Annotated in this window: 20 protein-coding genes and 1 pseudogene; 18 read left to right on the forward strand and 3 right to left on the reverse strand. The window is 68.4% G+C overall.

Annotated features, from left to right (window positions below; translation table 11 throughout):
* Window positions 1-98 precede the first annotated feature (98 nt).
* Genes ABD191_RS21600 through ABD191_RS21610 form a run of 3 tightly spaced genes read left to right on the forward strand, consistent with a single transcriptional unit; the run spans window position 99 to window position 1,886 of the window.
* Window positions 99-1,295, forward strand: a complete 1,197-nt coding sequence (locus tag ABD191_RS21600; protein ID WP_344085009.1) for an integrase core domain-containing protein — start codon at window positions 99-101, stop codon at window positions 1,293-1,295.
* A 29-nt stretch (window positions 1,296-1,324) separates the two neighbouring features.
* Window positions 1,325-1,513 carry a hypothetical protein gene (locus ABD191_RS21605; protein WP_344085012.1) on the forward strand — a complete coding sequence of 63 codons (189 nt, stop codon included), beginning with the start codon at window positions 1,325-1,327 and terminating at the stop codon, window positions 1,511-1,513.
* A gap of 7 nt (window positions 1,514-1,520) precedes the next feature.
* Complete coding sequence (locus ABD191_RS21610; RefSeq protein ID WP_344085015.1) at window positions 1,521-1,886, forward strand: hypothetical protein; 366 nt, start codon at window positions 1,521-1,523, stop codon at window positions 1,884-1,886.
* Window positions 1,887-2,192: 306 nt separating this feature from the next.
* Here ABD191_RS21610 and ABD191_RS21615 read toward each other — a convergent pair whose 3' ends face one another.
* Window positions 2,193-2,609: a type II toxin-antitoxin system VapC family toxin gene (locus tag ABD191_RS21615; protein ID WP_344085018.1), complete on the reverse strand. Its 417-nt coding sequence runs from the start codon at window positions 2,607-2,609 to the stop codon at window positions 2,193-2,195.
* Window positions 2,606-2,818: a hypothetical protein gene (locus ABD191_RS21620; protein WP_344085021.1), complete on the reverse strand. Its 213-nt coding sequence runs from the start codon at window positions 2,816-2,818 to the stop codon at window positions 2,606-2,608. The genes ABD191_RS21615 and ABD191_RS21620 overlap by 4 nt, the downstream gene beginning before the upstream one ends.
* Before the next feature lie 433 nt (window positions 2,819-3,251).
* Between ABD191_RS21620 and ABD191_RS29310 the strand changes: the two genes are divergently transcribed.
* Window positions 3,252-3,653, forward strand: coding sequence for an AHH domain-containing protein (locus ABD191_RS29310; protein WP_425560798.1), 402 nt, complete (start codon window positions 3,252-3,254; stop codon window positions 3,651-3,653).
* Window positions 3,654-4,502: 849 nt separating this feature from the next.
* Here ABD191_RS29310 and ABD191_RS21625 read toward each other — a convergent pair.
* Window positions 4,503-5,875 (reverse strand): annotated as a pseudogene (locus ABD191_RS21625) (IS1380 family transposase).
* 698 nt (window positions 5,876-6,573) lie between these two features.
* On the opposite strand from ABD191_RS21625, the gene ABD191_RS21630 reads away from it, so the two are divergent.
* From ABD191_RS21630 to ABD191_RS21695, 14 genes are all read left to right on the forward strand, one after another.
* The gene (locus ABD191_RS21630; RefSeq protein WP_344085024.1) at window positions 6,574-7,428 is read left to right on the forward strand and encodes an HpcH/HpaI aldolase/citrate lyase family protein; all 855 of its coding nucleotides are present in this window, start codon (window positions 6,574-6,576) and stop codon (window positions 7,426-7,428) included.
* 59 nt (window positions 7,429-7,487) lie between these two features.
* Window positions 7,488-8,288 (forward strand): IclR family transcriptional regulator, encoded by an 801-nt coding sequence (locus ABD191_RS21635; RefSeq protein WP_344085027.1) that lies wholly within the window; start codon window positions 7,488-7,490, stop codon window positions 8,286-8,288.
* Window positions 8,289-8,511: 223 nt separating this feature from the next.
* Window positions 8,512-9,279 carry a maleate cis-trans isomerase family protein gene (locus ABD191_RS21640; protein ID WP_344085030.1) on the forward strand — a complete coding sequence of 256 codons (768 nt, stop codon included), beginning with the start codon at window positions 8,512-8,514 and terminating at the stop codon, window positions 9,277-9,279.
* Window positions 9,280-9,746: 467 nt separating this feature from the next.
* Window positions 9,747-10,859: a nitrilase-related carbon-nitrogen hydrolase gene (locus ABD191_RS21645; RefSeq protein ID WP_344085033.1), complete on the forward strand. Its 1,113-nt coding sequence runs from the start codon at window positions 9,747-9,749 to the stop codon at window positions 10,857-10,859.
* Between the two features lie 58 nt (window positions 10,860-10,917).
* Complete coding sequence (locus ABD191_RS21650; RefSeq protein WP_344085036.1) at window positions 10,918-11,754, forward strand: ABC transporter permease; 837 nt, start codon at window positions 10,918-10,920, stop codon at window positions 11,752-11,754.
* Between the two features lie 48 nt (window positions 11,755-11,802).
* Window positions 11,803-12,876 (forward strand): ABC transporter substrate-binding protein, encoded by a 1,074-nt coding sequence (locus ABD191_RS21655; protein ID WP_344085039.1) that lies wholly within the window; start codon window positions 11,803-11,805, stop codon window positions 12,874-12,876.
* The gene (locus ABD191_RS21660; protein WP_344085042.1) at window positions 12,873-14,597 is read left to right on the forward strand and encodes an FAD-dependent monooxygenase; all 1,725 of its coding nucleotides are present in this window, start codon (window positions 12,873-12,875) and stop codon (window positions 14,595-14,597) included. Before ABD191_RS21655 ends, ABD191_RS21660 begins: the two co-directional genes overlap by 4 nt.
* 43 nt (window positions 14,598-14,640) lie before the next feature.
* Window positions 14,641-15,420, forward strand: a complete 780-nt coding sequence (locus tag ABD191_RS21665) for an ABC transporter ATP-binding protein (protein ID WP_344085045.1) — start codon at window positions 14,641-14,643, stop codon at window positions 15,418-15,420.
* Window positions 15,421-15,466: 46 nt separating this feature from the next.
* Window positions 15,467-16,270 carry a cyclase family protein gene (locus ABD191_RS21670; RefSeq protein ID WP_344085048.1) on the forward strand — a complete coding sequence of 268 codons (804 nt, stop codon included), beginning with the start codon at window positions 15,467-15,469 and terminating at the stop codon, window positions 16,268-16,270.
* A gap of 64 nt (window positions 16,271-16,334) precedes the next feature.
* Complete coding sequence (locus ABD191_RS21675) at window positions 16,335-17,540, forward strand: CaiB/BaiF CoA transferase family protein (RefSeq protein WP_344085050.1); 1,206 nt, start codon at window positions 16,335-16,337, stop codon at window positions 17,538-17,540.
* Between the two features lie 82 nt (window positions 17,541-17,622).
* The gene (locus tag ABD191_RS21680) at window positions 17,623-19,041 is read left to right on the forward strand and encodes an MmgE/PrpD family protein (protein ID WP_344085053.1); all 1,419 of its coding nucleotides are present in this window, start codon (window positions 17,623-17,625) and stop codon (window positions 19,039-19,041) included.
* 13 nt (window positions 19,042-19,054) lie between these two features.
* The gene (locus ABD191_RS21685) at window positions 19,055-20,533 is read left to right on the forward strand and encodes a dihydroorotase (protein ID WP_344085056.1); all 1,479 of its coding nucleotides are present in this window, start codon (window positions 19,055-19,057) and stop codon (window positions 20,531-20,533) included.
* A 96-nt stretch (window positions 20,534-20,629) separates the two neighbouring features.
* Window positions 20,630-21,238 (forward strand): flavin reductase family protein, encoded by a 609-nt coding sequence (locus tag ABD191_RS21690; RefSeq protein WP_344085202.1) that lies wholly within the window; start codon window positions 20,630-20,632, stop codon window positions 21,236-21,238.
* A complete protein-coding gene (locus tag ABD191_RS21695) occupies window positions 21,235-22,734 on the forward strand; it encodes a 4-hydroxyphenylacetate 3-hydroxylase family protein (RefSeq protein ID WP_344085058.1) in 1,500 nt (499 codons plus the stop codon). The genes ABD191_RS21690 and ABD191_RS21695 overlap by 4 nt, the downstream gene beginning before the upstream one ends.
* Window positions 22,735-22,738: the final 4 nt, after the last annotated feature.

Consider the following 22,738-nt stretch of genomic DNA (forward strand, 5'->3'; position numbering starts at 1 on the left):
TCACTGTGCACCGAATCCTGATCCGACACGGCCTGGTCGTCCCGGTCCCTCGGCGGCGTCGCCGGGAGGACTACAAACGTTGGCAACGTGACGTCCCGATGGAGCTGTGGCAGCTCGACATCGTCGGCGGAATCAAGCTAACCGGTGGCGGTGAGGCGAAGGTGGTTACCGGGGTGGATGACCATTCCCGGTTCTGCGTGATCGCCAGGGTCGTGCGCAAGGCCACCGGCCGGGCGGTGTGCCTGGCGTTTGCTGATGCGTTGCAACGGTTCGGGATTCCCGACGAGGTGCTCACCGATAACGGTAAGCAGTTCACCGGCCGGTTCAACCAGCCCCGCCCGGCGGAGGTGATGTTCGAACGGATCTGCCGGGAGAACGGCATCGTGGCCCGCAACACCAAGCCCCGCAGCCCGACCACAACCGGGAAGGTGGAACGGTTCCACCAGACGCTGCAGGGCGAACTCCTCGACGACGTCGAGGTCTGGCCTGACATCCACACCGCACAGGCGGCGATCGACGCGTTCCGGCAGGAGTACAACACCCGACGGCCCCATCAGTCACTGAACATGGCATTTCCCGGCGACCTGTTCATCGCCCGTGCCGGTGACGAGCGACTGCCGCTGCGGCTACCGGCCCAGCTGAAGCCCGCCATTGCCGAGCCCCAGCCAGACCCCGCACCGGCGCCCGTACCGGTTACAACCATGCCCACGACGCCGCCGCTGACGCTGTCCACCAACGGGGTCGACCCGGTCGACCTGGCGGTGGAGTTCACGCGTGCGGTGCCGTTGTCCGGGAACGTGAGCGTGGGCGGTCAACAGTTCTGGCTCGGCCCTGACCGGGCCGGCACCACAGTCGCGTTCTGGGCCGACACCACCGTCGTGCACCTGATCGTCAACGGCGTCCGCCTCAAGACGGTCCCGTCCCGGCTGACCGTGGCACATCTGCAACGGCTCCTCGACGACGGCGGCCACCCAGCCGGACCACCGCCCATCCCCGGCGGGCAGCCCAGCACTGCAATCGAAGTCGACCGCACCGTCAACGCCACCGGCGCGATCGGCCTCGCCGGCCGCCAACACCCGATCGGCTACCACTTCGCCGGCCGACGCCTGACCGTGCGTCTCGACGGCGACCTGCTCAGCTCGTCGACAACGGTATCCTGCTGCGCAGCCTGCCCAATCCACTTACCCCCACCGACATGGTCCGCATCCGCGACGCCCGCCCCGCCGGCCCACCACCCCAGCCAGCAACCGAACCCACCCGCGTCGAACGACGCATCAGCAGCCGTGGCTCACTGACCATCGCCGGGCAACGCATCCACGTCGGCATGATCCACGCCGGCACCACCGTCACGGTCGAGGCCGCCGACCACACCTTCCGCGTCTACGACGGCGACGAACTACTCACCGAGGTCGCCCGCACCACCGGAAAGACCCTCGTCCGCTTCAAGGTCGGCAAACCCGAACCTCCCCGGCAGCCCACGGAACAACATCCCAGCGACGCCCACACGCGATGATCACCTCATGAACCAGCCAACCGAGGTCGTGGTCGACCCGCCCTTCGTCGTCGTACAGGAACCGGCTTTCACCGCACGATTCGTCCTCGCCAGCAGCGAGGTGGAATCCGTGGAGAACGTCGATGCCTTCGTTGATCTACCCGACGGATCGAGCTGGTCGCTGACCATCTTCACCATCGACGAGATCGGTCGTCTCCTTCGCACGTGGCAAGAATCTGGCGAACACGCCAACGGCAGCTACTTCTGGGCCGCCGACCAACTGATCGTTGCCCAACCCGGAATCGCCGCCATGGTCACCGCTATCCGAGAACTAGTCCGGACCAACGACATCACCCGCGTCGGCGCACGCTCCAACAACCAACCCCACCACTAGGCACCGACCCCTACAACGCACTACCGTAACGAGGAAGATCGTCTAGCCGGGCGTGTCACACACGTCCCGAGACCGATCTGTCACCCACGTCCTGAGACCCGACAGTTCCTTCGCAGCTCTCGCCAGGCAGCTTGGTCGGACACCAGCTCCGTAGGCAGCTTGTCCGTGGCGACCCGGCACAACCTGTCCGTTGGCATGATCCGCCAAGTTGTGTCCGTCTCGGCATGTTGTCTATCGCCATGACTGGTTCCCGCGCATAGCCCGCCCGTGCGGCTTGTCTGGCTGCGGAGTGCCAGCGGATGGCCTTTACGCTGGCTGGAGGGTGAATGCGTCGACGTGGCGGGGTCTGACCGCGGCGAAGTGTCGAACGTCCAGCGTTGCGACGGTCGTGATGTTGAGGCGTTCGGCGAGCGCGATCACGGATGCGTCGACCGTGCCGAGGGGGAAGTCGGCGTACTGCTCGACGAGTTCGGCGACGCGAGCCATGTCGGTCGGCCTGAGCGCGGCGAGTTCGAAGGGCCCGTCCGGTCCCAGGGAGCGGACGAAGTCGGCCTCTACGGCAGGTCCGCATCGTTGCGCCACGAAGTAGGCCACTTCCACGGCGACGGTCTGTGGCACGATCAGCGGTCCGCGTGCGGTGTCGTACCAGTTCAGGCAGCGTTCGTGCTGGCGGTCGTCGGCGTGGAGTAGAGCTACCAGCGGGCCGGTGTCAACGATGATCACGCGGCGTTGTGGCCCAGCTCAGTGCGCAGGATCTCCTCGGAGCGTTCGGCGAGGTCTGGTTCGGCGTTGGCGAGCGCGCCGACCCAGGTCGGTCGTGGTCGCGGCGTGCGTTGCCGGTCGAGCAGTGCGTCGGCCAGGCGCAGCAGCTCGTCGGCCTGCTCGTCGCCGATCTCGTCGACCAGTTGGTGTAGCCGCTCCTTCGTGGTCATGGCACGAGTGTAAGCGTCCTGCCCTCATGATCAGCCAAGGTCGTCCCCGCAGCTACGTCTCGCGTGCTGTACGCGTTGGCCGCGGGCAGTTCCGGCCCGCCACCCGGCAAGCCAATGTCCAGGGCGGCCGAGTCTCGCGGCCAGGTGTGGCAGGCCGTCGCCGCAACGTGCAGCACTCTGGCGGGGAACAGCTCAGGGGCGGGCCGCCACAGCGACATCAGCTGCCATCGATCATTCTTCCGGATCTAATTGATCGTCTTCGCTGGTGTGACACCCGTCACCTGCCGCGTGCGCTGGGGTTGCGGTCACGGTTGCTGGCAATTCGCCGATCGTGGGCACCCGACGCTGTCGTCATTCTGCAAGTGCGCTGTCTAGCGGCATGATCAAAGTTGAGTAACGGCCTCGCTCGCGCTGGTGTTTCCAAACGTACTATGTGCTAGCAGGGGACGCACCCGTCCTCGTCCATAATTGCAGCAAAACCCTCGGGAAGAATCTAAGGAAGAACGGGGAAGAACCACCTCCGGGCACCATCGGACCCGAAGCTCATCACATCGTTCCCCAAAAGGAAAGCGCCGCGAATCCTGCTCGGCAAGTGCTTGCGCGTATTGGCCTTGATATGGACAGTCATTTCAATGGCGTGTGGCTCGGTCGGCAGCCTCACTCTGGTACATTTAACTGGCCCAGATACAGTGCTACTATTTATCCTCAATGGATCAATGACCAAATCGTAAATGCCTATGCGAGTGGTGGTGCGAAGCACGTCATGAAAGTGCTGTCAAGAACCAAGCGTGAACTTGCCGCCATGAATCGCGTCTTCGGTCAGCAGTTGATCTAAATGGCTTCAATCGTTAAGCTCAACACCTCGAAATATGGGCTGTTGCATGGTGGAACCGACGCCTGGCCCGGTTTAGAATTGGTAGTGTTTCCTTGGCAAACACAGCCATTTTCGAGGGTGGCACATCGGATAGAATTCAAGATTGATCCCGGGGAAGGAGAGGAGATTCCGAATGTTTGGTGGCATAACGGCTTGCTCGACTTCGTTTGTGACATGAGGGCATACGACTTTTTTCCGGCTTGTGCTCTCGTGATTTTCATGTAGTTGCTCAGGCTAGTTGTGGGGGTCGAGAACTTGTAGTGATGCAGGTGGTCTCGAGGCTGAATGTTGTGGACAAGAAACGGTCATTGCGCCATCCGGTAATGAAGGGTCTAATTGAGCATCCGCACGTGCCTGAGGATAGGGAGCCGTTAGCTGCGGGCCGAATCTTCCGAATTCAACAGAATTCGATGCGAGAGATGATTCTCGCCGGCGACGATGTGGTAGCAGCAATAAAGGAAGCGGGCCTGACCGGTTTCGCGTTTGAGCGAGCCTGGGTTGATCCTAATTCGCCGCGTTTTTCCCCGTTGGATCCCCGGACATGGCCTAAACCTTGAGCACTGTGGTGCTTGTCTGGCCGGATTCCCTTGCAATCGCCGCGACGACGTCTCCGGAAAGAAGTCGATGACTGGCGTCAGCTGGGGGCCTAACCTCGATCATTCGCGCGTGAGCTGAACTCGGCTCTTCACCGCAGTCGTTATCGTGATTCGTCGATGCGGCTGGTGGGTGGGTGTGGTGGTGGGCCGTCTGTCGCGACGGTGGGCGTGGTCTCCTGGGGTCCTCCGGTCGTTGGTTTCGGGGCTGTGCTGGTCAGCCTGGGTCGGGGATGGCCGCGATCCGGTGGAACGCGGTGGTGATCTGCTTGGCCCGGGGCCAGGACTTCGGTATCCGTAGCGTGCGGCGGCGTTGACCGTGGACGAGGCGGGCGGCGGTGTGCAGGATCTGGTAGCGCGGCCGTTTCGGCTCGATCGTGGCGAGGTCGCCTTCGAGGCCGATGAGTTGTAGCCAGGTGGTGAGGTCGGCGGCGATCGCGGCGAGTTGGCACCAGGTCTGGTTGATCGCGAACTCGCGGGACGGTAGCCGGCTCAGGCCGGTGTTCTTGGCGCAGCGGATGCGGTCTTCCACGCGGGCGTGGGTGCGGTGGCGGGCTTCCAGCCACTGCACGCTGCCGGTGTGGGTGTTGGTGACGAAGGCGGTGTAGCGCCAGCCGTCACGCTCCTCGAACAGCGTGAGTTGGGCGCCGGGGTGGGGGTGTTCGCGGCGCACGATGACCCGCATCCCGTCCGGCCGGCCAGGCGGGGTGAGGAGGCCGGACAGTTCAGCGACGTCGGCGCCGTGGCGCAGTTCGCCGTCGGCGTCGAGGGCCGGCGTCCATGCGGCGGGCAGGATGGTGATCGCTTCGCGTTCGGGCTCGCCGACTGACCAGCCGATCGAGTATTGGACCGTCCGGGCGCGCTTGCTGTTCTGCTCGGCCAGCCAGTCCAGCACGGCGTGGCTGGCGCCAGCGGAGTCGGCGCGGATGAGCAGGTGTCGGCGGTGATCAGCCGGGACCTGGGCGATCGCTTCGGCGAGCACCTGCAGGTGGTCGGCGGCCGTGTTCGTGCCGGCGTTACCCGGCCGCAGCTTCACGGCAAGCAGTTCACCGGTGTTATCGCAGGTCACCAGGATCGGATGGAACCCGTACGTGCCCTTGTAGCTCGCTGCGGCGCCTTCCTTGTCACTATGCGCGATCAACAGCGTCGCGTCGATGTCGAGCACGACCACACCAGCGCCGATATCGCGGCCCGCGCCGATGGCACCTGCCCGAGCAGTGCCCAGACCCGAGCGCGGACCTTCGCCCTGGCGGCGTGGATGCGCCGCAGCCGTACCGCGTCGACCTCATCCAGGGCCCGCCAGCACGTGGCCGCCGACGCGACGGGACCGAACACCTCGCCCTGGTGGCGCAGGGTGTCGATATCGCAGATCGCCTCACCACCATCGGCGATCATCACCGTGAGGTCGACCAGGACCCGACCCCGGTCATAGGTCGGGTAGCGGCCCCGCCGGGCCAGCCCGGCCGACAACGCCGAGGTCAGGCCAGCCCGGTCGGCCAGCATCCGCAGCAATGCCGCACCCACATGCGACACCACATCTGATCCGTCCGCGGTGACCCGCAGATCCTTCGCCCACGCCGTGGACTGCACCCCGGAAGTGCCTTTCTTGAAGAGAAACCTGTAGATCTCGCAATCACAAGTTCCCTTACAGGACAGGCACTTCCGCTTATCCACGCGCCGGCAAACCCGACCGGATCACGATCATCGTAAATCACCGAGGTTAACCTGGGGTTGTTGGCGGCGACCTCGGTGGTGTGATGGGAACAGCCCTTGGTCGATCATTCTTCTTGTTGAGGGGAAGATGATCAATGAAGGGCCTGCCGGTGCTGCTGCCGGGCACCGCGAGCACGCCGCAGCTGACGTTGTCCTCGCGTTCATAGCAGCGGAAGCCGCGCTGCTGATCCGCTGCAAGACCCGCTGAGCGACCATGCGATCGCCCCGCTCACCAGCGGTGCGAGGCGAACGGTCTGGCGGGCGACGGCTTCCGGCACCGGCGTCACTATCTCACGAACGACGTTCCGCTTTGGGAGACACTGTCACCGCAAAGGCTCGGCTGGGCGGGCGCCATGGTGCCGTCGGGCCTGGGCCATTCTGGGTCCCGGAGGGTCACAACAACTGTGTTGAACTGAACATTTACCATTCAGCCGACGATCGGCCCACGTCGAACAGGGCGGCCGGGGCGGCTGGCGGGAGCGCTAGGTCAGGTTGGCATGGTGTACCGTCCTCAGGGAAGGCGTTCCAACATCGCGAAGGTGCGGTCGTTGACGCCTGTCCGTGGAGGGAATCTGATGACGCCCAGCAGCTATCTGTTCGTGCCCGGTGACGCCCCAGACAAGATCGCCAAGGCGGGACGGACCGGCGCGGGCGCGCTCATCCTCGACCTCGAGGACGCCGTGGCGCCGTCGCAGAAGGCGGTCGCCCGCGAGAACGTGGCCAGGGCCGTCGGCGACGGCGCGGACCGGCCCCAGACGTGGGTCCGGGTCAACCAGGAGCCGCTGCTCGCCGAGGACATCGCCGCGGTCGCCGGTCCCGGCATCGCCGGGATCGTCCTGCCCAAGGCCGAGCCGGAGCTGCTGGCGGCGGCGGACAGCCTGCTGGCGGAGGCCGAGCGCCGCCTAGGTCTGGCGGACCGGAGCCTGGCCGTGATCGCGCTGGTGGAGACCGCGCGGGGGGTGTTGTCGGCGGCGACGCTGGCCAGCCATCCACGGGTGGTCCGGCTGGGGATCGGCGAGGCTGACCTCATCGGCGAACTCGGCCTGCGGCCCGGGCCCGAGCGCACGGAGATGGCACCGATCCGGCTGGACCTGGTGCTCGCGTCCTCGGCGGCCGGGCTGGCGGCGCCGATCGGGCCGGTGGAGACCGCGCTGGCCGATCTGGAACTGCTCCGGACGACCACGACGGCGCTGTTGGCGCTCGGCTTCCGGGCCCGCACCGCACTGCACCCGCGGCAGCTACCGGTGATCAACGAGGTGTTCACGCCGTCGGCCGCGGAGGTGGCGCAGGCCAGGCGGATCGTCGCTGCCCTCGACGCGGCCGAGGCATTGGGCTCGGGCGTGGCCGTGGACGAGAACCAGCAGTTCATCGACCTTGCCGTGGTGCGATCCGCGCGGGAGATTCTGTTGCGGCACAATGGCTCCGTCTGAGATTCCCCGGGCACGGCGGCTCCACGCGGCGTACGGCGTTCCATTCCAGGAGGGCAGCGGTGGCTGCAACCGATAGCACGACCAACGATTCGGCGCTTCGTACCGTCAGCGGCGTCGAGCGTGCCCTGGACGTGCTGATGCTCTTCGCCGAGTCCGACCAGCCGACGCTCGGTGTCTCCGAGATCGGCCGGCAGATGGGCCTGTCGAAGGCGGTGATTCACCGCATCCTGACGACGCTCTGCAGCCGACGACTCATCGAGGTGGACGAGAACACCCGGCGTTACGTGCTCGGCCCGGCCGCGCTCGCGCTCGGCCGGGCCTTCCTCGACCGGGTGGACATCCGTGACCTCGCCCGCGAGCCGATGCGTCGGCTGAGCCGGTTCGCCAACGAGACCTCCACGTTGTCGATCAGGACGGGCAACCACCGGATCTACGTCGACCAGGTGGCACCGGCGCGGGACGTCCGGATGACGGTCCAGATCGGCCATCCGTTCCCGTTGCACGCCGGCAGTTCCTCCAAGGCGTTCCTCGCGTTCATGACGCCAGCCGAGCAGGAGGCGTACCTGACCGAGGCCGCGCCGCTGACCGCGATGACCGACCACACCCTCGTGGACGCCAGTCACCTGCGCGACGAGCTGCGGATCACCCGCGAGCGGGGGTACGCGGTGTCGTTCGGCGAGCGGCAGGCCGGCGCCGGTTCGGTCGCCGCTCCGATCCTCGACCACGACCGGGTTCCGGTCGCCGTCCTGAGTATCTGCGGCCCGGTCGAGCGGATCCGGGGCCGTATCGACCAGCTTTCCGCCGCCCTGCTCGACGAGGTACGCGGCATCTCGGACCGGCTCGGTGGCGGAGGGCTCTGACCTTCTCCAACCCAGGCTCGGACCGGCACCCCGCTCCCAGAGAGCTGTGGGGGTGACGTCGTGCCGCTGGGCGCACCGGGGTGAGTGTCGGTTGACCGGCCAGTATGCTGATCATGACCTGGCCATTCGGCCCCCTGTGGCAGCCGTCCCGGGTGGGATAGGTTCCGACTATGTCAAGATTTTCAGAACTGCGTTCCGCTATGCGGAACAATTGGACGTTCTGGTGAGCGCCGAGGCCGGGTCGCGCGGCCCGCTGCGGGTCGGCGTCGTCGTCCCGCCGGCGAACCCGACCGTCGAACCGGAGCTGTACCGCCTGCTGCCGCCCGGCATCGTCCCGCACGTCGCCCGGCTGCCCGCGCTGCCCGACCTGGACATGGCCGGCCGCCTGGCGCATTACGTCGACGACGTGCTGCCGGTGCTGGACACCCTGCGCGGGCTGGCCCCGAAGGCGGCGTTGGTGGCCTGCACCGGGTCCTCGTACCCGCTGGGCGTCGACGGGGACGCGGACTGGAGCCGGGGAGCCGGTCAGCGGCTGGGTTCGCCCGTGCTCACCGCCGCCGGGGCGATCCGCGCCGTGCTGGCCCGTCTCGGCGTCCGCTCGCTGGTGCTGGTCTCCCCGTATCCTTCCTGGCTGACGCGTCGCTGCGCCCAGTTCTGGACCGATGCCGGTCAGGTGGTCCGCGACGTGGTCGAGATTCCGGGTACCGGCGCGATCTACGACCTCGGTGCGGATCGGATCCAGGACGTACTCGACGGGGTGCTGTCCTCGGTCGGCGTGGCCGATGCGGGCACGGCGCTGCTCGTGGTCGGTACGGGCGCCCCCAGCCTGGAGGCGCTGGACCGGCGGGCCGGGGCGGCACAGCTCCCGATGCTCTCCTCGAACCTCGCCGGCGCCTGGGCGTTGCTGGACGCGGTCGGGCGTCCGGACCTGGCGGGGCACTCGTCGAGCGCGGCGCTGCGGCGTCTGTCCGAGCGGCTCGCCGCGGCCTGAGCCGTCGTCCCGGGCCGGCTGTCCGGCCCGAGCCGACCGTCCATTGTGGTGTTCTGGAACGCAGGACCGCTTGGCGGAAGGCTTGCGCATCCGTGCGGGGGCCTTCCGATCGCCGTTGCGGCGCTGGGCGCGAGACGCCGCCCGCGAGCGCCGAGCCCCTTTCTACATATAGGAATGCCTGACGGGACGACCTTGACGATCGGTGCGTGCCGGCGTCTCGGTGCGGAACGGCCACGGGTGGACCGTGCGGGGCGGCCGGTGAATCCGCAGGTTGCAATCGGGGTCGAAGCCTTGACGGATCTTCAGGTCGGTCCTACTGTCTCCCTAACAGATACGGCGTTTCTGTTAGCGGAACATGTTCGCCCTGGTGCGCGGCGGACATACCGCTCCTCTGGCGATCCGCTCGCGGCTCCGGGCCGGCAGCGCGTTCGGCGGAACCAATCAAGCTGAAGAATCGGGAGTGTGTTGTGGCCATCGCGCCCTATGGAGTCGCGTGCATTCAGTCGCCCATCCGCCAGATCACCGACGCGAACGACCGCGACGAGGTCATCCAGACGAACACCAACCGCATCCTGTCGCTGATCGACTACTCGACGGGACGCTTCGGCCGCGCCAAGATCGCGCTGCTGCCCGAGTTCTCGTTGCAGGGCTACGACCACTTCGACACGGTCGAGGAGATGCTGGCCGTCTGCGTGACGATCCCCGGACCCGAGACCGACCGGCTCAGCGCGGTGGCCGCGGAGAAAGGCATCTACATCGCCGGCAACGCCTTCGAGGTCGACCCGGACTGGCCCGGCCGCTGGTTCAACACCGCGTTCCTCATCGACGACCGCGGCGAGGTCATCCTCAAGTACCGGAAGATCCACTGCGGCAGCGTGACCGGCCGGGCCACGAACACCAGCCCGGGTGACGTCCTCTCGGAGTACCTGGACCGGTACGGCCTGGACGGGCTGTTCCCGGTGGTGGACACGCCGCTGGGCCGGATCGGGATGATGGTCTGCTACGACGTCACCTTCCCCGAGGTGGCCCGCTCGCTCATGATCCGCGGCGCGGAGCTGATCCTGCACCCCACCGGTGAGCCGTACGGGGCGCACCGGCCGGCGTGGCGGCGCGCGAAGGCGACCCGCGCCTACGAGAACAAGGTGTACCTCGCCTCGGCCAACCACGCGGCGTACTACGCCAAGACCGACGAGGGCATCTGGACCGACGCGCCGGACCTGGCGTTCGCGCGACGCCAGAGCGTGGCTATCCCGCCCAGCATGCGCTCACACGGGAACTCCGAGGTCATCGACTTCAACGGCACCACGATCGCGGAGATCGGCGGCCCGGGTGAGGCCACCGTGATCGGCACGATCGACATTGAACGACTGCGCTTCGAGCGCAACAGCATGGGTCTGAACTTCGCCGCGCAACTGATGCCGGAATTGTTCGCGCATGTTTACCAGACCGCGCAGCACCGTCCGGTCGACCAGTGGAAGGACACCCCCATCCAGCACTGGCAGGAAGGCCGTGAGCTGCTCCGCAAGTCGATCGACGGAATGCGCGAACGGGGCAGCATCAAGCCCTCCATCTACAGCTAGTCCGGATCAGAAGACCGGTGTACTGAACGGAGCCCCTCGTATGGCATCAAGGTCCGCTGTGTATCAGAAGTCCGCCGCGCCGGCCCGCAAAAAGGGCGGACGCTGGCGGGCTCTGGTGGAGCACCCGCGGTTCGCGTGGATCTCCACACCGGTCCTGGTGATCATCTTCATCGCCTTGTGGGACCTCTACGCGGTCGTCACTGACATGTCCAGGTTCGTCCTGCCCCGGCCCAAAGAGGTGGCCGTGGCGTTCGGCGAACAGATCACCACGCCCTTCGTCTGGACCGGCCACATCTGGACGACGTTCTACGAAATCGTGTTCGGGCTGCTCCTGGCCTGTGTCCTCGGTATCCCCCTGGGCTTCGTCATCGGTAAGTGGGAGCTGCTGGAGCGGATGACCCGTCCGTTCCTGGTGGCCTCCCAGGTCGTACCGATGATCGCGTTGATCCCGCTCTTCCTGCTGTGGTTCGGCTTCGGGTCGTTCTCGAAGATCGTCATCGCCGCACTGAGCGCGTTCTTCCCCTTCCTTATCAACACGGCATTCGGCGTCAGATCGATTCCGAAGCCCCTCAAGGAACTGATGATGTCGCTCAAGGCGAGCCAGTGGGAGCGGTTCCGCAAGCTGGAACTGCCGTACACCCTCGCCTACACCATGGCCGGCGCCCAGTTGGCCATCGTCACGGCGACCATCGGTGTCATCGTCGGCCAGTATCTCGGCGGTAACGAGGGACTCGGCCGGTATCTCGTGATGCTGCAGAACGACCTGCAGATCGCCCGCGTATTCGGTGCGATCATCATGATCGCGCTTCTCGGCTTCCTTCTCTACTCGGCTGTCGTCGCGGTGAACCGGGTCCTGGTCCCGTGGCACGACTCGGTCAGAAACTCCCGGCGCTGAGCCTCCTCCAGACGTCAGGTCGCGATAAGCGACAAGAAGGGTTTTGTCATGTCGCAGCAGAAGTTCTTCCAGAACAACACGAGTGGTTCGGTCCCCTCCGGGTTCTCCCGTCGGCGGCTCCTGGGCATGGGCGCCGGCCTCATGGCGCTGCCGTTGCTGTCCGCCTGCGGTGACGACGAGGAGCCGACCACTCCCGGCGGCGTCCAGAAGGTCAAGCAGACCGTGATGGCCCCGGCCGACTTCAGCGTCAGCTTCCTCGACATGCTCGTCGCCGCTCACCAGGGCTTCTTCGACACCGAGGGTATCCAGGCCGACCTGCAGAGCGGGACGGGCAGCTCCTCCGCGCTCCAGGCGATCATCGGCAACGTCGCCCACTACACCCGGGCCGGTCGCACCGCGCTCCCGGCGATCGTCAACGAAGGTGCCCCGCTCAAGATCATCGCTACCGCCCAGCACAGCGACATCTGGGAGATCGGCTCCCTCAGCAAGGCCCCCATCGCCGAGCCCGGCGCCCTGCGCGGCAAGCGGATCGGGGTGGCCTCCGAGGGTGGCTCCACCGAGCAGCTGGTCCACCTGTTGGCCGAGTCCGCCGGGGTCAAGCGGGACGAGTTCAAGCTGATCGTGGTGGGCGTCGGTGCCGCCGGGTACCAGTTCATGCGCAAGGGCGACGTCGACGGCTGGATCGTGCACAACTACGTCCGCAAGGCCCTCGAGCAGGAGTCCGGCGAGAAGCTCACCGTGCTCGTGCCGGAGGACCACATCAAGCTGGCCGGCTCCTCCTGGACGATGCAGTCCAAGACCGACGTCGGCGACGTGCCGACCCGGTTCCTGCGCGGGCTGTACAACGGCATGAAGTTCGCCGTCGACGAGAAGAACCGCGACGCCGTCTTCGGGGCCCTGCAGAAGTACAACGCGGAGGCCAAGCGCAACACCTTCGACGAGCAGTTCCCGGCCCAGGCCGACACCTGGCTGGCCAACAACGGCGTGACCGGGATGCTCGACCTGGTCGAGGCGGACTGGGAGTCGACGCTCAAGCTGATGCACAGCGCCGGCATGATCAACAAGGTGGTCGACCCGAAGACGTTCCTGGATCCGTCCTTCATCACCAAGGCCAAGGCGTGAGCGACCCGATCAACCATGACCCGCTGCCGGTGCTCGAGGTACCGGTTCTGATCGCCGGCGGCGGGCCGGTCGGCCTGTCGCTGGCGACCGAACTGGCCCGCCGCGGCATCGAATCCGCGGTCATCGAGACCCGCGAGTCGGAGACCGAGCACCCCAAGGCGACCCTCGTCGGTGCCCGGACCATGGAACTGTTCCGCCGGTGGGGGATCGCCGACGCCGTCGAGGACGCGGCGATCCCCCCGGACCACCCGTACTTCATCGTGTTCGCCACCGAACTGGCCAAGCACGAGCTGCACCGGTTCCGGTCGGCGTCGCGGGTGGAGATGCGCGGCGGCGCGGGCAGCCACCGGTTCCCCGAGGTCGAGTGGTCCCCGTACGGCAAGACCCAGATCGGCCAGCAGGCGCTGGAGCCGATCCTGCGGGCCCACCTCGCCGGGTACCAGGCCGCCCGGACCCTCTACGGCTGGACCCTGACCGGGTTCACGCAGGACGAGTCCGGGGTCGACGCGGTGGTCGAGCACCGCTCCGGTGCCCGGCAGCGGGTCCGGGCCCGGGTGCTCGTCGGCTGCGACGGCGGACGCAGCCTGGTCCGCAAGGCGCTCGGCGTGCGGTTCGTCGGGCGGGGCCCCATGCGGGACAACGTGAGCTTCCTGTTCCGCTGCCCCGACTTCATCGACGTGCACGGGCGCGGGCTGGCCAACCTCTACTTCACCCTGCACCCGGACAGCTTCGGTGTCTTCACCGCGATCGACGGCAGCGAACTGTGGAACTACCAGTACTACTTCCTGGACCCGGAGAAGTCGACCCGGGACCTGGACGTGCGCGACGTGCTGGCCAAGGCGGTCGGCAAGCCGTTCGACTTCGAGCTGCTCAAGGTCACCCACTGGAAGCACTTCCAGTCGGTGGCCAACCGGTGGCGGGTGGGCAACGTCTTCCTGGCCGGGGACGCGGCGCACCTGTTCGTACCCACCGGTGGGCTGGGCATGAACACCGGCATAGGCGACGCCTGGGACCTGGCGTGGAAGCTCGAGGGGCACCTCAACGGGTGGGCCGGTGAGCACCTGCTCGACAGCTACGAGGCGGAGCGCAAACCGATCGCGATCCGCAACGGCCTGCTCTCGGCGATGAACTCCGACCGGCTCGACATCGTGATGGCCGAGACGGACCGGGCGGTACTGGCACCGGGCCCGGAGGGCGAGGCGGCCCGTACCGAACTGCGCGCCAAGGCCGAATGGGTGTCCCGGCAGTTCAACAGCGCCGGGCTACACCTGGGGTACCGGTACTCGCGGTCCCCGATCTGCGTACCGGACGGGACACCGGAACCGCCGGACGACCCGACGCGGGTGATCCAGTCGAGCTGGCCGGGCTGCCGGGCACCACACGCGTGGGACGGCGACGGGGTCAGCACCCTGGACCGCCTCGGCAACGGATTCACCCTGGTCGTGGCCCCGGACGCCGACGAGGCTCCGGCAGAGCCGCTGCTGTCCGCGGCCCGCGCCGCCGGCCTGCCGGTCACGTCCGAACGGCTGCGCACCCACACCGCCGCCGCCCGGTACGAGCGCCGGTACGTGCTGGTCCGTCCGGACGGGCACGTCGCGTGGCGCGGGGACACGGCCCCGGAGCGGCCGGACGAGGTCGTCGATGTCATCCGCGGAGCCCGGCGGTCACCGCTGCCCGGCACACCCGCACCCGACCGCGACCCCGTCGGCAGCACAGTCTGACCGGCAACCACATCGTGACCTGGAGACCGACGCAATGAATCTCATGTCCGTTCGGGGCGTCAACAAGACGTTCAACGCGGGGGAAAACCGCGAGGTCCGCGCCCTCGACAACGTCAACCTCACCATCGAGGAAGGCGAGTTCCTGGTCCTGCTCGGGCCGTCGGGGTGTGGCAAGACGACACTGCTGCGGCTGCTGGGCGGGCTTGAGTCACCCACCTCGGGCTCGATCGAGTTCGAGAGTTCGTCCAGCATCCACCAGGACCGCAGCCCGATCGGTTTCGTGTTCCAGGAAGCGACGCTGATGCCGTGGCGTACCGCGCTCAGCAACGTCGAACTGTCCGCCGAACTGTCCGGGATCCCCGCGGCCGAGCGGCGCGAACGCGGGCTGGCGCTGCTGGACCTGGTCGGGCTGAGCAACTTCGCCGACAAGTACCCCCGGGAACTGTCCGGCGGCATGCAGCAGCGGGTGTCCCTGGCGCGCGCCCTGGCGCACGACCCGCCGCTGCTGCTGATGGACGAGCCGTTCGGCGCGCTGGACGCGCAGACCCGCGACACGATGAATGTCGAGTTGCAGCGCATCTGGCTGGAGAGCCGCAAGACCGCGGTCTTCGTCACGCACTCGATCCAGGAGGCCGTCTTCCTCGCCGACCGGATCGTGCTCATGGCCACCGGCCCCGGTCGCATCCAGTCGATCACCGAGGTCAACTTCCCCCGGCCCCGCACCATCGAGATGGTCGAGGAACCGGAGTTCCGGGAGATCGCCCGCAAGCTGCGGCTCGACATGGGCGCCGCCCATGACCGGGCCGCCACGCTCGGCGGATGAGCGGGCACCGGACCATGGCCACCAGCAGACCCGAGAGTGGGCAACAGTGAAACTCTGGCAGGCGCTGCGCGAGACCCAGGTCGTCGACCTGGCCCATGAGCTGCGGCGCGGCATCCCGGTGTCACCGAACCATCCGGCGTTCCAGCTCGCCCTGCTGCGCCGCCACGGCGACATGATGCGCCCGGACGGCGGATCGGCGGCCAACGAGATCATCGTGATGGGCGGTCACGTCGGTACCCACCTGGACGCGCTGGCGCACGTCTCCCAGGACGGCCGGCTGCACGGCGGTGTGGTGGCCGAAGAGGTCACCAGCCACGCCGGCATCGCGGTGCACGGTGTCGACACGTTCGAGCCGTTGACCTGCCGGGGCGTCCTGCTGGACATCGCCGCGCTGCACGGCGTCGACGTCCTGCCGGACGACTACGTGATCACGGCGGGGGACCTGGCGGCGGCTGAGGAACGGGCCGGCGTCACGGTCCAGGCCGGGGACGCCGTGCTGATCCGCAGCGGCTGGTCGACGCACTACACCGACCCCGCCCGGTTCCTCGGCCAGGTGGGCGGGGCACCCGGCCCGGGCCCGGCCGCCGCCGAGTGGCTCGCCGAGCGCCGGGTCGCCGTCACCGGCGCGGAGACGATCGCGTACGAGGCCATCGCGCCCGGTGCGGGGCACGCCACGTTGCCGGTGCACCGGATCCTGCTGGTCGAGGCGGGCATCAACATCATCGAGGTGATGGACCTGCGCCGGCTCGCCGAGACGGGTGCGGCCGAGTTCGGCTTCGTGCTGGCCCCGCTCAAGCTCGTCGGCGCCACCGGCTCCCCAGTGCGTCCACTGGCACTGCTCGCGTCCTGAGCATGGCCCCGATGGTCCCTGCACCACCGGTGACGCGGGCGGGGTACCCCAGGAAAGGAATCAGATGACCGACGGCCCTCCTCCGCTGTCCGGGATCCGGGTGATCGACGCGTCCACGATCCTCGCCGGACCGTTGACCTGCCAGGTCCTCGGCGACTACGGCGCCGAGGTGATCAAGGTCGAGCACCCCCGGTACGGCGACGGTATGCGCCACCACGGCGCGGCCAAGGACGGCGTGCCGCTGTGGTGGAAGCTCGTGTCCCGCAACAAGCGCACCGTCGGGCTCGATCTCGGCGACCCCGAGGGTGCGGAGATCTTCCTCGAGCTGGCGGCCGGCGCCGACGTCGTCGTGGAGAACTTCCGTCCCGGCCGGATGGAGGCCTGGGGGCTCGGCCCGGCGACGTTGCACGAACGCAACCCGCGCCTGGTGATCCTGCGGGTCACCGGCTTCGGCCAGGACGGGCCGTACGCCAGCCGGCCGGGGTTCGGCACGCTGGCCGAGGCGATGAGCGGCTTCGCCGCGATCACCGGTGAGCCGGACGGCCCGCCGACGCTGCCGCCGTTCGGCCTGGCCGACAGCATCGCCGGACTCACCGGTGTGGGCGCCGTCATGATGGCCCTCTACCACCGCGACGTCCGAGGGGGAGCGGGGCAGGTGATCGACATGAGCATCCTCGAACCCATCATCACCGCGCTCGGACCGCAGCCGCTCATCTACGACCAGCTCGGCGTCGTCCAGCAGCGCAGCGGCAACCGCTCGTCGAACAACGCGCCGCGCAACACCTACCGCACCAAGGACGGCTCCTGGGTGGCGATCTCCACCAGTGCCACGCCGATCGCCGAACGCGTGATGCGGCTGGTCGGCCATCCCGAGGTCATCGACGAGCCGTGGTTCGCCACCGGTCGGGACCGGGCCAAACACGGTGACCTGCTGGACGGGTACGTGGGTGGCTGGATCGCCGAGCGGACCCGCGACGAGGTCATGGCGGAGTTCACCCGGGCCGAGGCCGCCATCGCGCCCATCTACGACGTGGCCGACCTCAGCGCCGACCCGCACGTACGCGAGCGGCAGGTGCTCGTGGAGGTACCGGACGAGGACTTCGGCCGGGTGCGGATGCAGAACGTCCCGTTCCGGCTCGACGCCACACCAGGTTCGATCCGCTGGACCGGGCGGCGCCTCGGCGCCGACACCGACGAGGTGCTCGGCGGTGAACTCGGTATCGCCCAGGAACGGCTCGCCGAGCTGCGTGAGCGCGGGGTTGTCGCGTAGCGGCGCACCTCGCAGACGGGTCCGTCCCGACCCGAGGGCGGCCGCGACCCGCCCGGTGTTCCCCGATCCAGACGGAGTGCTGATGAACGCGTTGCAACAGTTGGCCGAGTTCGCCGTTGAGTGCCGTGACAAGGGGGTACCCGAGGAGGTCTCCCGGAGCATGCGTCAACGGGTCCTGGACATCCTCGGGATCTCCCTCGGCGCGCACCGGCTGCCCTCCAGTCGGGCCGTCGTCTCGCTGATCGCCGGCGAGGGCGGCCGGCCGGACGCGGGGATCATCGGCCGTACCGGGCACCGGGTACCGGCGGCGCAGGCCGCGTTCGCCAACGGGGTGCTGGCCCACTCGCTCGACTACGACGACACCCACCTGCCCTCGGTGCTGCACCCCAGCGCCAGCGTGGTACCGGCCGCACTGGCCGCCGGGGAGGCGGCCGGCAGTTCCGGCGAGGAACTCATCCGGGCGGCGGCGGCCGGCGTCGAGGTGGTGGTGCGGCTCGGGATGGCCGGCTACGACTCCGCGACCAACACCTCGCTCTTCTTCGAGCGGGGCCAGCACGCGACGTCCATCTGCGGCACGGTCGGCGCGGCGGCCGCCGCCGCGTTGCTGTTCAACCTCGACGCCGAGCAGGTCGGTCACGCGATGGCGATCTCGGTAAGCTTCGCCGGGGGTGTGCTGGAGGGCAACCGGACCGGCGGCACGGTCAAGCGGATGCACTGCGGCTCCGCCGCGGCCGCCGGGGTCCGCGCCGCCCAGCTGGCCGCCGCGGGAATCACCGGCCCGCCCACGGTGCTGGAGGGCCGGTTCGGCTTCTACCAGGTGTTCCTCAGCGGGCAGTACGACGAGCGGGAGCTGACCGGCGGGCTCGGCGAGCGGTGGGCGGTGCCGGGCATCTTCTTCAAGCCGTACCCGGCCAACCACTTCACGCACGCGGGCATCGACGCGGCGCGGGCGATGGCGGCGGCCGGCCTGCGACCGCAGGACGTGGCCGAGGCCGAACTGGCCGTGGCTGCCGCGCCGTTGCGGACGATCGGCGAACCGATCGCCGAGAAGCGCGCTCCGCTGACCGGGTACCAGGCGCAGTTCAGCGGCCCGTACACCGTCGCGGCCGCGTTGTTCGGCGGTGGCGGCCTGGGGTTGGGCATCGGTGACTTCACCGACGAGCTGGCCCGTGACCCCGACCGGCGGGCACTCATGGCCCGGATCAGCGTCGTGTCGGATCCGGTCTGCGACGAGATCTTCCCGCACCAGTTCCCGGCGATCCTGCGGGTGCGCACCCACGACGGGCGGCGCCTCGAGGAGCGGGTGCTGGCCAACCGGGGCGGCCCGCAACGCCCGCTCGACGACACCGAACTGTACGTCAAGCTGGTCGACGCCGCCCGGCACGAGCTCAGCGGGCCCGGTTGCGACCGGCTCGCCGAGCAGGTGTTCGACCTGCCCCGGGCGCGTGACCTGACCGGGCTGGTGGCCGCGGCCGGGGCGGGCCCGGATTCCGACAGCTGAGCTGGAGAACGAGATGACTGAGTACGAACGGATCATCACCAACGTGCGGGTCGTGCGGCCCGACCGCGACGAGGTCGAGTCGCTGGACATAGCCATCCGCGCGGGGACCTTCGCCCGGATCGCCCCGGACATCGACCCGGGCCTCGCCGCGGAGGTCGTGGACGGCCGGGGGCTGCTGGCGTTCCCCGGCGTGGTGGACGCCCACCAGCACTGGGGCATCTACAACCCGCTCGACGTCGACGCCCGTACGGAGAGCCGGGCCGCGGCCCAGGGCGGGGTCACGACCGGGCTCAGCTACATGCGTACCGGCCAGCTCTACCTGAACCGCAGCGGACCGTACGGTGAGCTGCTGCCCGTGTGCCGGGAGCTGGTCGACGGGAACACCTATGTGGACTACACCTTCCACGTCGCGCCGATCCTGCCCGAGCACCTCGACGAGCTCGAATCGATCGTGGACGAGCAGGGGGTCGCCTCGTTCAAGGTGTTCATGTTCTACGGCGGCCATGGGCTGCACGGCAGCTCGAAGGACCAGAACGCGTTCCTGATGACCCCGCCGGGGCACCGCTACGACGTGGCGTTCTTCGAGCGGGTGATGCGCGCCATCCAGCGCCTGCGCCAGGCCCGGCCCGACCTGGCCCCGTACGTGACGCTCTCCCTGCACTGCGAGACGGCCGAGATCATGGCCGCGTACACCGAGCAGGTCCGCGGCGAGGGTGTGCTCACCGGACTGGCCGCCTACCACGCCTCGCGCCCGCCGCACTCGGAAGGGCTGGCCGTGGCCGTGGCGTCGTACCTCGCACACGAGACCGACCTGCCGACGATCAACCTGCTGCACCTGTCGTCGGCCAAGGCGATGGAGTCGGCCCTGACGATGGCCCGCGCCTATCCGCACGTGGACTTCCGGCGGGAGGTGACGATCGGGCATCTGCTCACCGACATCGAGACGACCAAAGGGGTCGGCGCCAAGGTGAACCCGCCGATCCGGCCCCGCGAGGACGTGGAGCGGCTGTGGGAGCACGTGCTGGCCGGCGAGGTGGACTGGGTGGTCAGCGACCACGCGTGCTGCCGGGACGAGGAGAAGTTCGGCACCGACCGCGACGACGTGTTCCTGGCCAAGTCGGGGTTCGGCGGCACCGAGTACCTGCTGCCGGGGCTGGTCTCCGAGGGCAGCCGCCGGGGCATGTCGTACGGGCACATGGCGCGGCTGCTGTCGTGGAATCCGGCGCAGCGCTACGGGCTGCTGCGCAAGGGCACCATCGCCGAGGGCTACGACGCCGACCTGGTGCTGGTCGACCCGACGGCGACCTGGACGGTACGGGCCGAGGAGTCGGAGTCGAGCCAGGAGTACACCCCGTTCGAGGGCATGGAGCTGACCGCGAAGGTGGTCGACGTGTTCCTGCGGGGCGAGGCGGTGCTGCGTGACGGTGCCGTCGTGGGGGAGCCCCGTGGCCGTTTCGTCGCCCGCCCGACCGCCGGGCCGGCTTCGAGTTGATCCTGGAATCTCCGCGGCTGGGCCTTGATATATGACTTAAGTAAGCTAGTCTTGTATCATACCTAGTCGTGGAGATACGGGAGGACACCCGTGGTGATGGTGTCAGCCGGCGATACGCCGGACAGCTTCAAGGAAGCGATGCGCCGCTACGCCAGCGGCGTCACGCTCATCACCGTCCACGCCGCCGACCAGGCGCCGATCGGCATGACGGCGACCGCGTTCAGCTCGGTCTCCATGGACCCGCGGCTCGTCCTGATCTGCCTGCACAGCGAGACCCGCACCTACGAGCGCCTGCTGCGCTCGGGGTACTTCGGGGTCAACCTTCTCGCCGCCGGCGCCGAGGAGATCTCCAACCTCTGCTCCCGGCCGGGCGGCACCAAGGTGCTGCCCCCGGAGTGGCTCCTCAACCGTCCCGAATGGACGGCCCCGGCGGTGCGCGACTCCCTCGCCTTCTTCGACTGCGAGATCTACCGGCACTTCCCGGCCGGCAGCCACCACATCGTCGTCGGCCGGGTCCGGGGCATCGGGCTCGCCGAGGCGCCGGCGGACGCCGCCGGCCCGCCTGATCCCCTCCTGTACTTCCAGGGCGCCTACCGCGCGCTCCAGGCACCACCGGCCCCGGCCGTCACCACCACCTCAGAACCCGTTGGCACAGCAGCGCAGCCGGCCCGGCCGGTGAGCTCGACGAAAGGCAGTGCGTCATGACGCGCGACGGTGCGCAGTACATCGAAGGGCTCCGCGATGGCCGGCAGGTCTACATCGACGGCGAGCTGGTCACCGACATCACCCGCCACCCGGCGTTCAAGGGCGCCGTGCAGTCGATCGCGGCGCTCTACGACACCGTGCACGACCCGGCCAACCGGGAGAAGCTGACCTTCGCCTCGCCGGCGACCGGCGAGCCGGCCAGCCTGGCCCACCTCATCCCCCGGTCCGCGGCCGACCTGACCCGCCGCCGCATCGCGCTCAAGGCGATGGCCGAGAAGACCTACGGGCTGATGGGGCGTGGACCGGAACACGTCGCCGGCTTCCTCGCCGGCTTCGCCGGACACGCGCACGTCTTCGGCGAGGGCGGGGCGCACTTCGCCGAGAACGTGCAGCGGTTCCACGCCAAGGCCCGCGACGAGGACCTGTACCTGACGTACACGATCCTGCCGCCGCAGATCGACCGCACCAAGCCGGCGCACCAGCAGGCCGAACCGGACCTGTACGCCGGGGTGGTGGCCGAACGCGACGGCGGGATCGTGGTGCGCGGGGCGCAGATGCTCGGCACCGGCACCGCCATCTCCGACTACGTGTACCTGAGCAACATCGCGCCCCTGGTCCCCGGCGACGAGGCGTACGCCCTGGCCGCGATGGTCCCGCTGAACGCCCCCGGGGTGAAGGTCTACGCCCGCCGCTCCTACGCCAGGGCCGCGTCGAGCCTCTTCGACTACCCGGTCAGCGCCCGGTTCGACGAGACCGACTCGCTGCTCGTCTACGAGGACGTCTTCGTGCCGTGGGAGAACGTCTTCGCCTACCGCAACATCGACGTCGTCAAGCGCCAGTGGTTCGCCACCGCCGGCCACCTGCTCGGCAACAACCAGGCGCAGATCCGGTTCTGGACCAAGCTGGAGTTCCTCGTCGGGCTGGCCCAGCGGGTCGCCGAGATGAACGGCTCGGTGAAACTGCCGCCCGTACGCAGCGCGCTGGGCGAGATGGCCGCCAAGGTCTCCACCGTCGCCGGCCTGGTGCTGGCCCAGGAGCAGAACGCCGAGGTGGACTCCCACGGGGTGGCCTGGCCCGGCCGGGCGCAGTGCTTCGCCAACATGACCCTGCAGCCGCAGCTGTACTCCGAACTGCTGGTGATGATCCGGGATCTGTGCGGCGGCGGGCTGATCCAGCTGCCCTCCTCGGCCAACGACTTCGCCAACCCCGCCATCGCCGCCGATCTCGACCGCTTCATCCAGTCGCCGGGCTTCCCGGCCACCGAACGGGTCAAGCTGCTCAAGCTGGTGTGGGACATGGTCGGTTCGGAGTTCGCCAGCCGCCACCACCAGTACGAGATGTTCTACGCCGGCGCCCCGTTCGTGGTGAAGAGCCGCATGTACGACGCGTACGACTTCACCCCCGGCCGCGAGCTGGTCGACACCATGCTCGCCAGCTACGACCTCGGCGGGCTGCGCGAGGCGGCCCGCGACGACCGGGTCGCGGTGGGGAGCTGACCGC

Source organism: Luedemannella helvata (genome assembly GCF_039528415.1).
GTDB classification, from domain to species: Bacteria; Actinomycetota; Actinomycetes; order Mycobacteriales; family Micromonosporaceae; genus Luedemannella; species Luedemannella helvata.

What these genes read in the sequence shown, in the direction of transcription:
- ABD191_RS21610 (WP_344085015.1), top strand. Translation starts at nt 1,521, where the DNA reads ATGAACCAGCCAACCGAGGTCGTGGTCGACCCGCCCTTCGTCGTCGTA.
- ABD191_RS21600 (WP_344085009.1), top strand. Translation starts at nt 99, where the DNA reads ATGGAGCTGTGGCAGCTCGACATCGTCGGCGGAATCAAGCTAACCGGT.
- ABD191_RS21620 (WP_344085021.1), bottom strand. Translation starts at nt 2,818, where the DNA reads ATGACCACGAAGGAGCGGCTACACCAACTGGTCGACGAGATCGGCGAC.
- ABD191_RS21685 (WP_344085056.1), top strand. Translation starts at nt 19,055, where the DNA reads ATGACTGAGTACGAACGGATCATCACCAACGTGCGGGTCGTGCGGCCC.
- ABD191_RS21690 (WP_344085202.1), top strand. Translation starts at nt 20,630, where the DNA reads ATGGTGTCAGCCGGCGATACGCCGGACAGCTTCAAGGAAGCGATGCGC.
- ABD191_RS21630 (WP_344085024.1), top strand. Translation starts at nt 6,574, where the DNA reads ATGACGCCCAGCAGCTATCTGTTCGTGCCCGGTGACGCCCCAGACAAG.
- ABD191_RS21655 (WP_344085039.1), top strand. Translation starts at nt 11,803, where the DNA reads ATGTCGCAGCAGAAGTTCTTCCAGAACAACACGAGTGGTTCGGTCCCC.
- ABD191_RS21665 (WP_344085045.1), top strand. Translation starts at nt 14,641, where the DNA reads ATGTCCGTTCGGGGCGTCAACAAGACGTTCAACGCGGGGGAAAACCGC.
- ABD191_RS21675 (WP_344085050.1), top strand. Translation starts at nt 16,335, where the DNA reads ATGACCGACGGCCCTCCTCCGCTGTCCGGGATCCGGGTGATCGACGCG.
- ABD191_RS21680 (WP_344085053.1), top strand. Translation starts at nt 17,623, where the DNA reads ATGAACGCGTTGCAACAGTTGGCCGAGTTCGCCGTTGAGTGCCGTGAC.
- ABD191_RS21605 (WP_344085012.1), top strand. Translation starts at nt 1,325, where the DNA reads ATGATCCACGCCGGCACCACCGTCACGGTCGAGGCCGCCGACCACACC.
- ABD191_RS21695 (WP_344085058.1), top strand. Translation starts at nt 21,235, where the DNA reads ATGACGCGCGACGGTGCGCAGTACATCGAAGGGCTCCGCGATGGCCGG.